9 protein-coding genes are annotated in these 13,098 nt (G+C 43.8%); all 9 read left to right on the forward strand.

The window, feature by feature from the left end; genetic code table 11:
* Entirely contained in the window at positions 1-1,863 is a 1,863-nt protein-coding gene (asnB, locus tag DV711_RS08285; protein ID WP_114695211.1) for an asparagine synthase (glutamine-hydrolyzing), read from the forward strand.
* Positions 1,856-2,998 (forward strand): glycosyltransferase family protein, encoded by a 1,143-nt coding sequence (locus DV711_RS19315; RefSeq protein WP_133297422.1) that lies wholly within the window; start codon positions 1,856-1,858, stop codon positions 2,996-2,998. Before asnB ends, DV711_RS19315 begins: the two co-directional genes overlap by 8 nt.
* A gap of 78 nt (positions 2,999-3,076) precedes the next feature.
* Complete coding sequence (locus DV711_RS08290) at positions 3,077-4,090, forward strand: glycosyltransferase family protein (RefSeq protein ID WP_165840044.1); 1,014 nt, start codon at positions 3,077-3,079, stop codon at positions 4,088-4,090.
* 75 nt (positions 4,091-4,165) lie between these two features.
* On the forward strand, positions 4,166-5,338 hold the full coding sequence (locus tag DV711_RS19320; RefSeq protein ID WP_133297423.1) for a hypothetical protein: 1,173 nt from the start codon (positions 4,166-4,168) through the stop codon (positions 5,336-5,338).
* Positions 5,339-6,083: 745 nt separating this feature from the next.
* Complete coding sequence (locus DV711_RS08300) at positions 6,084-6,770, forward strand: WecB/TagA/CpsF family glycosyltransferase (protein WP_114695214.1); 687 nt, start codon at positions 6,084-6,086, stop codon at positions 6,768-6,770.
* 517 nt (positions 6,771-7,287) lie between these two features.
* Positions 7,288-8,697: an undecaprenyl-phosphate glucose phosphotransferase gene (locus tag DV711_RS08305; protein WP_114695215.1), complete on the forward strand. Its 1,410-nt coding sequence runs from the start codon at positions 7,288-7,290 to the stop codon at positions 8,695-8,697.
* A gap of 67 nt (positions 8,698-8,764) precedes the next feature.
* A complete protein-coding gene (locus DV711_RS08310) occupies positions 8,765-10,177 on the forward strand; it encodes a mannose-1-phosphate guanylyltransferase/mannose-6-phosphate isomerase (protein WP_243633768.1) in 1,413 nt (470 codons plus the stop codon).
* A 303-nt stretch (positions 10,178-10,480) separates the two neighbouring features.
* Complete coding sequence (locus DV711_RS08315) at positions 10,481-12,115, forward strand: fatty acid--CoA ligase (RefSeq protein ID WP_114695216.1); 1,635 nt, start codon at positions 10,481-10,483, stop codon at positions 12,113-12,115.
* 272 nt (positions 12,116-12,387) lie between these two features.
* The gene (locus DV711_RS08320) at positions 12,388-13,077 is read left to right on the forward strand and encodes a Crp/Fnr family transcriptional regulator (protein WP_114695217.1); all 690 of its coding nucleotides are present in this window, start codon (positions 12,388-12,390) and stop codon (positions 13,075-13,077) included.
* The last annotated feature ends 21 nt before the right edge of the window (positions 13,078-13,098 follow it).

The raw sequence follows: 13,098 nt of genomic DNA on the forward strand, positions 1-13,098 counted from the left end.
ATGTGTGGTGTTTTCTGCAAGTTCTTCAATTCTGGAAGTGACAGTGCTTTGGATTTTCTTGAGCTTTTTGACAGAATCAGCCACAGAGGACCAGACGGTGAAGGTGTTTATTTTACACTAGGTAAACAAAACTTTTTATATAAGTCGAATAAGCTAGGTGAGATAGTAAATAATATTGAGCCCGCTCATTATGATACTGCTATGGGTCATAAGCGCCTTGGTATCATCGATTTGTCAGATGATGGTTTGCAGCCATTTGTAGATAAAGATTTTTCTTTGGTATTTAATGGTGAAATATTCAATTATATAGAGCTCAGGCAAACATTAATTGAATTGGGTTGTTCATTCGAAACAGCAACAGATACTGAAGTCGTTTTAAAATCATTTCAATATTGGGGAACAGACTGTTTTAAACGATTTAATGGTATGTGGGCTATTTGTATTTACGATAAAAAAACGAATCGTGTTTTTCTTTCACGCGATCGGTTTGGAATCAAGCCTTTATATTATCAAATAGATAATGGCTTGGTAGTGTCGTCAGAGATCAAAAGCTTATCTAAGAAAAAAGTTAATATTAACTCGCTGGCTAAATTTCTAGAATATAATTTAATTGATGATGATTCAGAAACCTTATTTGATGGTATTCTACAGGTCGAACCGTCAACTTACTATGAAATTGATAATCAGCTAAATATCATAAAAACTTCGTATTTTGATGTGTCTGAAGAACTTAATAAAACAGATTCTTCAGTTAATTATTCTGAACTTTTGTTGGATTCAATAAAGTTACGTAATAGATCTGATGTGGAAGTTGGTGGCCTTTTAAGCGGAGGAATTGATTCGTCTATTATAGCTGGTGCAACAAAACAGCTTTCTGGATCATTTCATGCTTTTTCCTCGGTGTTCGACGATCCTAAGTTTTCTGAAGAATCTTATATTAAAAAAACGGAATCATATCTTGATGTTGATGTTAGCTATAACAAACCAGATCTAAGTCAACTTTCTAAAAACGTGCGTAAACAAGTTTATATCCAGGACTCGCCTTTGAGGAGCTTGGCTCCTATTTACCAGTATCAATTGTATAGCCGTATAAAAAATAGCACTGATATACGAGTTGTTTTAAATGGGCAAGGGGCGGATGAGATATTTTCAGGCTATCATGAACATATCCTTTGTAACCTTATAGATATCTTAAAATCAGGTAAGTTTGATACCTTTATCTACGAATTGAACGCTTATAGTAAGATCCGTGGCGATAGTCTTATTAAGACACTTTCCCAGTTGCCTTTATTTATACTGCAAGAGACGACTCCTAAACTCTGGCACTTATTATTGCCACGAATCCTTAACAGGCCATGTACGAAAGCTAAGGCTCCGACTAACTTATCTGGTAGATTGATTTATAATATTTCTAAGTCCGCACTACCCGAATATCTTCGTTACGAAGATAGAAATTCTATGGCTCATGGGATAGAAGCTAGGCTGCCATTTTTGGATTATAGGCTTGTTCTTTCAGCATTGAAAATCGATAACGCTATAAGGGTTAGTGCAGGTGTCGCAAAGCAGCCTTTACGATTATTCGCAAAAAAATCACAATTTGTTAGCCCTGCGGTTTTGGAAAGAAAGGATAAAACTGGATTTATCTCACCCCAACATAAATACATGATGGGGCCGTTGTTTGAAGATATATGCGAACAATTTGATTTTATTTTGTCTTTAAAGACACAAGTTTTTAATAAAAAATATATTAAAAAACTCAAAAGCGAATTCATAAATCAAAAAGGTGTAAATTTTAATAAAATATTTAGAATTTATACTGTTGCATTATGGATTCAAGAGTTTGAGGTATGTTTTGATGAATAATATATATTATATAACGAGAAGCTATACGCATACTTCCTTTTCGGGTGGCGCCATCATGCGTGAAGGAGCTGTGAATTTACTAAGACAACGTGGCTTTAACGTTATTGTTGTAACCGTAGCAGCCAGCTTAGACAGTGAAGTTTTTTCAGATGATTTTATTTCAATATACCCTGGCCGAATCCCTGAAAAAATTCGTCGTAATCTGCAGAGAATTAACTTGTTGCCAGATTATTTAGCTAGTTGGGCTAACAAGGCTGCTAAGTACTTAATAGGGCATGTGAGGTCTAACGATATAATTTTTTGTTCAACAGGAGGTGATCTCGCCTCATTAATGGTTGGTTCTGCTGTCAAAGATGAAGTTGGGTCAAAATTCATTGCCAATTTTAGAGACCCTGTCTCCTATACCTCTTATTATGGAGAAAGGCTGGGGAAGTATACAAACTTTTCTAGGAATAAGGTTTTTTCAAAGTATTTAGATAATGTAGATGTGATTGTTACAAGCTGTAATTCATATAAGGCTTATCTAGATACTTGGACCGGCTCTAAAGTCGTTACAAATCACTTTGGCTATATAGACTCTACAGTTATCCCTTGTGATTTTTCAAAGAGAAAAGAAAAAAAATTATTGACTGCTTTTTATGGAGGAACACTAGAGAAATACCAGAACCCAGGTTTAGTTAGCAATTTCTTTTCTAGTTGTAAGGGCGTATCTCTTGATGTTTATGGTCATTCAGGTTCAAAAATTAAGATAAAAAGTAATATTAGTTTTTATAATTCAATACCACGAGAGCAGTTTTTAGAAAAAGTTGTTGATAGCTATGACTTTGGTTTTGTTTCTCTTGGATACGATTATTTTGGTGCTTGTATACCCTCTAAAATTTACGAATATATAAATTTGGGAGTTCCTATATTTGGTTTTTTACCCAGAGGGGAAGCTCGAGATATCGTCAATGATAACAACTTTGGCTATGTAGCATTACCTAATTCCATCAATGATTTAAAAAATAAATTACAATATATTAGTTCTAACCAGAGCGAACTGTTGATAATAAACGAAAATATTTTGCGCTCTAGAAAAAGCTGGTCTATGTCATCAAAAATAGATGGCTTAATTGAAATACTAAATGAAGTTTAAGTTGTTGCTCTTATGAAGATTGCGTATATAGTAAATCACGACTTATCAAAGCAAGACGGTGTTACAAAGAAAGTAACTATGCAGGTTGATTTTTGGCGGCAGAAAGGGCATGTCGTTGAGATATTTTGTACTAACTTTAGTGGTAATAAGTCAGATTATGGTTTTAAATGTTATTCGGATTTTGGGCGGTTTTTTATCCGTAGAGATATTGTTAAAGATCTAAGTAGTTTTGGTCCGGATATTGTTTATTTTAGGTACTCTGCATTTGGTTTTACGTTACTGAAAATTCTTTCTCAGTATAAATGTATTGGTGAGGCGAATACATTTGAAGTTGAAGAGTTCTGGGGGTTATTTAAAAAATATAAAAGGATTAAGTTTTTCCTTCTTTGGCTAGCTAACAAGTATTTACGGCCAATTATTATTCTAAAAAGTAAAGGTCTGGTGACAGTAACGCATCAAATGGCTATTGCTGACAGTAATAAGCTCTATAATAAACATGTTATAGGGATTCCGAATGGTATAAATACGACTAAATATAAAACGTTAAAGAGGCCTAGTACGGATAGTTCTACCCAGCTATTTTTTATGGGAAGCCCTAACCAGCCTTGGCATGGCGTAGATTTGATAGAAGCTTTAGCAAAAGAGTTACCTCATATTGAGTTTCATATTGTTGGGTTAGAGGGTGAGGGGCTGAATAATGTCCACTATCATGGTTATTTAAAATCAGATAAGTATATGAAACTGCTTGAAAATTGTCATATTTGTATTGGTTCTTTAGCGTTGTTTAGGAACGGCATGGATGAAGGAAGTCCTTTGAAAGTTAGAGAATATATAGCGTTAGGTTTTCCCGTCGTCGTAGGGTATGAAGATACAAGTATTATTGATTCTGGGATGAATTATTCTTGGTTTAAAAAGGTTGATTTCAAAGGTGATAGCTTAGCTCATATAGCAAAAGAATTAGACGTTTTCTGTTCTAAGTCTAAGGACTTTGTAGTCTCAGAGGAAGATAAGTATTTTTTCTCTTTAGAGCATACTGAAGGAAAGCGGCTGTCTTTTTTTGATGATGTTTACAGATTGCAGGGGGAGGGATAAATCAGGGCTATTTTCAGTTATATGTGCTAGTTGTATAAATTAATATGTTTGGTATAAGAAATGGTATCCGTGTCGTTGTCTAAAGTTTTTTGTGGTAGTTCTACGTTAAAGACATTGTGGGTAACTTTAACGGCTTTAGCAGTGGTTGGTGTTTTTTCTTTATATGAAAGTAATGTTTTGCCAGTAGTTACAATATTTGAAGTAATATTGATTGTCTTGTCACTTCTTTTTATTTCAAAATTGAGCTTATTGGGAGTTGTTTTTTCGTTATTTTCTTTTTTATATATCCTCTTTTCTTCGGCACTAGCATTATATTATGATGTGAATTATTTGGATTTTATTCAGGCGTATAAAGCCTTTTTCTATGTTCTTGTGTTGCTTCCTTTTTTTGGGAAAAATATTTTCCATTCTGACTTTGTTCGTTTTTTGTATATAACGATCTTATTGTTGTTTTTAACTAAATATAGTTATTCAATCGCTTTTAACTTTACAGATAGAATGGGGTCTAGACCAGGTTTGTTTGCTGAAAATAATTTTGAATTAGTATTTCTTGCTTTTTTATATTATTTTGCAACTTTAGATAATATAAAATACAAAAATATATTTTTTGCTCTTTTCGCCTTGGTTGTTATCATGTCTGGGTCTAGAAGCGGCTTAGGAATTTTGCTTGTCTCCTTCTATTTTAGTTATTTTAGGTTTAATTTGCTTGGTATTATAACAAGTAGTATCGGCCTGCTAATTCTTTTCGGTTTTGTGTTGTATTTTTTTATGGTAAGGACAGACGGACAATTTTATAATATTGACCGTTTTAAATTTCTCTCGATTTGGCTTTATGAGACTTCAAGTTGGGAATGGTGGCGTTATTTAATCGGAAATGCTAGTTTAACACCGCTGAGCAGTGAGTCTTGCTCTACCCTTAGCTATTGGTCTAGTTTGTTTAGTTTTTCTGGTGATGGTTCATGCTATTCGGTAATATTACACTCGTATATTTTGCGTGTTGTGTTTGATCATGGGGTTCTTGGGCTTGTATTTCTTTTGGCCTTCTCTGCTTGCGGGGTGCTTATCTCTGGCTTGAAATTTAGAAGTGTCCTATTTGTTTGGGGAGTCCTGCTGGCAAGTGCGCTGTCTGTTTCATCTTTTAATAGCGTTTTTTCTGCTATTTCATTAGCTATCGCGTTCGGTTATTACTCTAAGTCTGGAGATAGTAGCGTGTTTTTTAGAAAATCTGCGCTTAAGTCCCCAGCTTGATACAATCCTCGGCTTTAACCAAGAAGAGTTGTCGATGGATTATCAGCTTTCCTTCTCCTGCAGCTAATACCATAACAAGCGCCTCAGACTCGCAAAGTGATCTTCCTGGGGGGGGGGGGGGGGAATCGTTGATCCCCTGACAGTGGTTGAAGTAAGTGATCGAGCCTTACTACCCCGAGTCGGTAACAGTCGCCGCCGGTATCCCTGTCAAAGATGCTGAGTATCTGAATTGGTACTGCATGAGTGATTCAGCGATGTCAAATATGCACCACGAAATTGCTTCCATGCGTTTGTTTGCAGAACTATCGATCGACGGAGCAATTGCGAATAGCACCATAATTATTATGAACTTTCGCCACCTGCTGGATAATTATGGTTAGCCCGCAAGATAATCGAGGAGCTCTGCTCTTGGCTCTCGATCCCGTGTATTGATAAAAAAGGGACTTTGCTGGAAGTAATTATCATTGAAGGAGTAAGCTATGCTAAGAACAAATCTGGCGAACATGACCTTAAATTGGCTGATTTAGGCGTCTATTACTGCAAGAGCTGCGAAGTTGCTTAAGAAGCAGTACTTGTTAGCATGTGCCTTAGATAAGCCGCCGGCTTTGCCGATAGTTATTTAACTACTTTAGGGGAGTTTCGCACTTGGGAGTCTAGTTCGAGGGAGGCTAGATATTGAAAAGTTTGGATATTTAGTTGCTATCGTTATTGTGTCAAAGTTCCTTGCATATGAGTTGATTTTATAATGTTTTTTAATCGTCTATGTTCGCAGTTTTCCTTAACCTCACCTGCAATTTATACTTTTGTTAACCCTTACTCTTATGGTGTTTTAAGGGAATCTAAATTTAGTTTTGATAAATCAACCGGGGTCTTTGTGGATGGTATTGGCTTGGTTTGGGTTCTACGCTTACTAGGTCTTAGGGTTTCTAGAAAATCCTTTGATATGACATCCTTGGCTCCTCAAGTTTTTACTGAAGCTGCTTCGCGCGGATTAGATGTTTGTCTGGTTGGCTCTGGCGACAACGAAATATGTTCTGCCTCTGGTAAAATATCAGCACAGTTTGAAGGTCTCAAGTTATCCATAGTAAGAAATGGATATTTTTCAAAAGGCGATAGAGAGACGTTTTTACAACAGTTAGTAATCGAGTCTCCCGCTGTTGTCGTGGTCGGAATGGGGAGCCCGTTACAGGAGCGGTTTTTGGCGGATTTATGGGAGCTTGGCTGGAGAGGTGTTGGTTTTACTTGTGGTGGATTTTTTCATCAAACAGCATCTTCAAAGAATATTGATTATTATCCTTATTGGATTGATAGATTGAATTTAAGATGGCTATATAGGATGTATGATGAGCCAAAGCTTATTAGACGTTATTTAATTGACTATCCAAAAAACATAACGTTATTGCTCTATGATTTTTATAAATATAAAAGATAAGAGTTATTTATAACTACAATCATCGTAATGTGAGCGTCAGATAGTTACCCCTTCCAAAGAAATTTTTCTTTGCGGGCTTGGCGGTGCTTGTTGTTAAACTTACTGTCAGCGAAGGAGAGTTGGTGATCCATGGATAGCCCTCTGTACATCAGAGCGTGGATTGTCTCATGCTGAGGGACTTAATCTCATGTTCCTTAGGTTATACTCAGTTCTTCTACAACGCACAATCTCAATCAGTTGGTTCCCTCTTCCAGGCTCCCATGGTGGGAAGCTCTGAAGGGGAAGATAACATCTGTTTGCAGCACTGGATCACAAGCAACAAAGATCGTGACGGATGAACTAGGGTTCTTCTGTGTAAGGCTTAGCTGAGCGTTATACAGACCTGCTCAACATCGTTAGAACGGTAGAGCGGGGGATGAGCGAATTTCCTGGGTGCTTCACTCTTATGCGGCACTATGGAGTTTTCTTCGGCTAAGGCATAATGGCCGCTGCTTAATCAAATGGATTTATCTCTGGCATGAAATACAGCGGCTTCCTTAAGGAGCACTCTCACACTTTGATGTGGACCCTGCGTGGTCTAGATTGGTTGGTGCTTGTGCTCAGTTGCTGGGTTGCTATGAGTTGGGCAATTGGAACCAGTACCTTTCACCATGCCTACACCGTAGCAGTTGTAGTTGCTTCTTTTGCCTCTTTTACTGTTTACCCATTCTTTTCCATATACAGGACATGGCGCGGCGCAACCAAGATGGAGGAGGCGCGAGCTTTGTTTTTGGGCTGGACTTCGCTATTTGCAGTGCTGGCCATGCTGGCTGTACTCACCAAAACATCAGAAGAGTACTCGCGACTTTGGTTTGGGCTGTGGTATTCAGTGGGTTTAGCCTGGCTTGTGGTGTCCCGTTTCCTGATGCGTGGGTTTTTGGGCTACATACGGGAAAACGGGCTGAATAGTCGTAGGATAGTTATCGTCGGATCTGATGAGCTCGGACAGCGGGTGGCAACAACCTTGCTGTCCGAGAATTGGACCGGACTACAGGTTGCAGGTTTTTTCACCGATGACCCTCAGCCTACACTGAACACTTTTCTTAATGGCCTCTCGGTACTTGGGAATCTAGATTCCTGTCCGGATTATGTACGTCAACACAAAGTTGATCAGGTCTGGATCTGTCTTCCTCTTGAAGATGAGCAGCGGATGCGGGCTCTTTTCGAATCGTTAGATGATGTCCCTGTTGATCTACGCTTTGTACCAGATATTTTTGGCTTCCAGTTGATCAATCATTCCGTGTCCGAAATTGCAGGTCTTCCGGTAATCGATCTCTCTGCATCACCGATGGATGGAATAAGTCGTGTACTAAAGGGGATAGAAGACCGAGTTTTGTCGCTAATAATTCTGCTGTTGATTAGTCCGATTTTGGCAGTGATAGCCGGGGCGATAAAGTTGACCTCTCCTGGCCCTATTATCTTCAAGCAACGTCGTTACGGTATCAATGGTGAAGAGATCAAGGTCTACAAGTTTCGCTCCATGACTGCGCAGGATAATGGAGCTGTGGTAAAACAGGCGCAGAAGCACGACTCTCGTATCACTCCTTTAGGTGCATTTTTAAGACGTACATCCTTAGACGAATTACCGCAGTTTTTTAATGTGCTTCAGGGGCGTATGTCGATTGTTGGCCCCCGTCCCCATGCAGTGGCTCATAATGAACAGTACAAGGGATTAATTGGGGGCTATATGAAGCGCCACTTGGTAAAGCCAGGAATTACAGGTTGGGCGCAAATAAACGGTTGGCGGGGCGAAACGGATACGCTGGACAAGATGGAAAAACGGGTTGAGTATGATCTTTATTACATCGAAAACTGGTCGCTCTGGTTTGATTTGAAAATAATCTTTTTGACTATTTTCAAAGGCTTTGTTCATAAGAATGCGTACTAAGGGCGGTGGTTTTTAGACTACACTGGAGCGCGTAGGTTTCTAACCAAAACAGAGGATCGCGCAACAAATGGATAGTCAGCAATTAGTGCCGGTCATTATGTCTGGCGGGTCTGGAACCCGTCTATGGCCAGCCTCTCGTGGCCACTGCCCAAAGCAGTTTCTGCCGTTGGTCAATGAAACCACAATGATTCAAGATACCGCGGCTCGCCTGGCTGGCTTGGGAAGTCTGGCTGAACCCTTGGTGATCTGTAATGAGTCACACCGTTTTCTCGTGGCCGAGCAATTTCGGGCAGAGGGCTACAAGCCAAGTGGGATCATCTTGGAACCAGCTGGGCGTAATACAGCGCCGGCGGTGGCATTGGCGGCGTTGCATGCGGTTAAGGACGGTAACGACCCTCTATTGCTGGTACTGGCTGCCGATCATGTGATTCAGGACCATGAGATTTTCCATCGCGCTGTAGATCAAGCCAGGCTTGCAGCAGTTGCAGGGGGACTGGTGACTTTTGGTATCGTGCCGGCTCACCCGGAAACCGGCTACGGTTATATCAAAGCGGGTGAGGGAGAGGTTTCACGAGAAGTTAAAGCCTTTGTTGAGAAACCTGACCGGGCGACGGCCCAGTCTTATCTCGATGCCGGTTGTTATTTCTGGAATAGTGGTATGTTTCTGTTCCGGGCATCGGTCTATCTGGAAGAGCTGCAGAAATTCCAACCCGAGGTGCTGAACGCTTGTCGTCAGGCGTTGGCTAGCGAGCACCCGGATCTCGATTTTATCCGCCTTGATGAAGAAGCATTCAAACAAAGCCCGGATATCTCGATCGACTACGCGGTGATGGAGAAGACCGATCGGGCGGTGATGGTGCCTTTAGATGCGGGGTGGAGTGATGTCGGTTCCTGGTCGTCACTGTGGGACGTTTCACCTAAGGATGCAGCGGGTAATGTTTGCCGTGGCGATGTGCTGACCCATGAGGTGAGTGATAGCTATCTTTCAAGTACTGATCGCTTGGTGGCGGCGGTTGGGGTGGATTCGCTGGTAGTAGTTGAGACAGCTGATGCGTTGTTAGTGGCGGCTAAGGACCGGGTCCAGGATGTCAAAGCTATTGTCAGCCAGCTTAAGCAACAGCAGCGGCCGGAGGCGACCGATCAGAAGTGTGTCTATCGGCCTTGGGGTAGTTACGAGTCGATCGATCAGGGCGAACGGTTTCAAGTTAAGCACATCCGGGTCAAGCCGGGTGAGCAGCTGTCGTTACAGAAGCATCATCACCGGGCCGAGCACTGGATCGTAGTTAACGGTACAGCGCGTGTTACCTGTGGCGCGAAGACCTTCCTGGTCAGCGAGAATCAATCCACCTATATCCCAATCGGAGAGGTTCACCGGTTAGAGAACCCCGGTAAAATCCCGCTGGATCTGATCGAAGTTCAGACCGGTAGCTATCTCGGTGAAGACGATATCGTCAGACTGGAAGATCGTTACGGTCGATAACTTGTTTGATCTAGAGACTATGACCGCTCAGGTTGAGATAACAGCTCAGTAGGCATTCAATAGTCGTTGGGCTGTATTTTTCTAGGAATCATACGCTAACAGGCTCGCTATATATCTTTCTGCTCGACTTTCTTCTTGGTTCTACTCCTTACTCGATTCCTCGTTGATATTCGAGCCGTCGTTTTCCGTTCTAACCAATAGTTATCTATTTGAGATGTTAAGTCTCAGCTGGCGGCTGCGCACATTGGAGCTACGCTTGGAATAGGCCGACTGGCCGATAAACGCGATATCCAAGGAGCCCCAATGAAGACACGGATTTTGGAACCAGCGGCTAATGCTCATCACTCGCCCCTGCTGATAAAGAACCTACTGCTGTCAGGGCAGCGCTATTACCCCGAGCGCGAAATCGTCTATAGCGATATCAGCCGCTATAACTACCTGTGCTTGAATGAGCGTATCGCACGACTAGCAAACGTGCTGACCGATGCCGGTATTAGCCCCGGTGATACCGTGGCGGTGTTGGATTGGGACAGCCATCGCTATCTGGAAGCCTACTTTGCCGTGCCGATGATCGGCGCTGTGCTGCACCATGTGAATGTTCGGCTCAGTCCGGAGCAGATCATCTACACCATGAATCATGCCGAGGATGATCTGGTGCTGGTCCATGATGATTTTCTACCGTTGATCGAGCAGGTGGCTGGTTCGTTACAGACCGTGCGCGGTTATATCCAACTGACCGACGCCGAGGCGCCGGCGACTGGACTGAAGGTGGTCGGTGAGTACGAGGCGCTGTTGGCTGCCGCTTCGACGGACTACCAGTTTCCTGATTTCGATGAGAACTCGATCGCGACCACTTTCTATACCACCGGAACTACCGGCAATCCTAAAGGGGTCTACTTCAGTCACCGCCAATTGGTTCTGCATACCCTGGCAATGGCGCCGGCATTGGGCTCTATGGATTCGGTGCCGATGCTGCGCAGCGACGATGTCTACATGCCTATGACACCGATGTTCCATGTCCACGCCTGGGGAGTGCCCTATGTGGCGACTATGCTGGGGGTGAAGCAAGTCTACCCGGGACGTTACGAGCCCAACAAACTGGTGCAACTGTACCAGCGCGAGGGGGTGACCTTCTCCCACGGGGTACCGACGGTACTGCAGATGGTACTCGGCTGTGAGGCGGCCAAGACGGCCGACCTGAAAGGCTGGAATATGCTCACCGGCGGTGCCGCGCCGACCCAGGCGCTGTCTGACGAGATGGCCAGTCGAGGGATAAACTTTGTTACAGCCTACGGCATGTCGGAGACCTGCCCGCTGCTGACGATGGTCAATCTGGACGAAGAAGCGCGCCAACTACCGGCCGAGCAGCAGACAGGTGCGCGGATCAAGACTGGCATACCGGTGCCGATGGTGGATCTGCGGATTGTCGATCTGGCCGGTAATCCGGTGGCGCACGATGGTGAGGCGGTGGGTGAGATCGTCACTCGTGCGCCCTGGTTGACCCAGGGCTACTTTAAGGAGCCGGAAAAGAGTGAGGAGCTTTGGGCCGGGGGCTGGCTACATACCGGCGATGTCGCCTCGATCGACCCCAACCATGTGGTGCAGATCAAGGATCGGATCAAGGATGTGATCAAAACCGGCGGTGAGTGGATCTCCACCATCGAGTTGGAAAACCTGATCAGTAAGCACGAGGCGGTGGTCGAGGTGGCGGTGGTCGGTATCCCTGACGAGCGTTGGGATGAACGGCCCTTGGCGATGATCGTGCCTGTTGAAGGTGTCGAGTTGGATCTGGCGCAGATCCAGCAACATCTGCAGCAGTTTGTTGATCAGGGAGAGATCGCCAAATGGGCAGTGCCGGAACGGATCGTGCTGGTCGAGGCACTTCCCAAAACGAGTGTGGGTAAGATCGATAAGAAGGTGATCCGCACCCTGGTTTAGCTGTGCCTATGAGGTTCAGCCGTACTTCATTGATGGCGCTGCCCACGGGCTGGGGCTGACCTCAGGACATGCTTTCATAGTGTTCAAGCCGGAGCTGGGCCGTTTCGGCTCTATCGCTTAATCATTCCAATGGGATTAGTTTCGTTCTGGCAAGCCGCTGTCTACCATTAGATGAAGAAAAGGGTTCAAGTGTTCGTTACAATAGCCGCTACCGCCGTTAGCGCGTAAAACAATAAATCATTGATAATTCTGGGTTCAGGATCACTTTTTTTATGGATGCACAACAGCAGCAGTTGGCGTTGGCCGCCATTCGTCGTCATTTCCTGTTTTCCAACTTCTCCGAGGCTGAGCTGGAACAGATGATTAAGTCTGTCCGGTTGCATGAGCTCAAGGCGGAACAGACTCTGTTCTACCAAGAGCAGCCCGCCGATCACTTCTTCCTGCTGGCCGACGGGCTGGTCAAACTGTTCCGCACTGCGCCGGACGGTAATGAGAAGGTAATAGAGATCGTCTCACCCGGACAAACCGTGGCCGAGGCGGTGATGTTCATGCGCCGAGCGCAGTTTCCGGTCAGCGCCCAGGCCCTCAAGGCCTCGCGGGTCTACGGCATCGATTGCAGCGTCTATTACGAGCTGCTGCAACACAATGTAGATGCCTGTATGCGGATCATGGGTGACCTGAGCATGCGGCTGCATTCGCGCTTGAACGACGTCTTCAACCTGACCCAGCAGAACGCCACCTACCGGGTAGTGCGATTCCTTGCCAGTCAGCTGCCTTCCGGTGCTCAAGATGGCTGCAAGTTTTATCTGAACTCACCCAAGCATGTAATCGCCTCGCGGCTGTCGGTCAAGCCCGAGACCTTCTCGCGGCTGATGTCGACCCTGGCGCAAAAAGGGGTTATTGAAGTCAAAGGGCGGGAAATTACCATCCTGAGTCTCGAACAGCTGCACCAGTTTGAGTGATTAGGGTGTTGTCCCTAAGCA

Origin of the sequence: Motiliproteus coralliicola (assembly GCF_003345655.1) — a bacterium.
Classification (GTDB): domain Bacteria; phylum Pseudomonadota; class Gammaproteobacteria; order Pseudomonadales; family Balneatricaceae; genus Motiliproteus; species Motiliproteus coralliicola.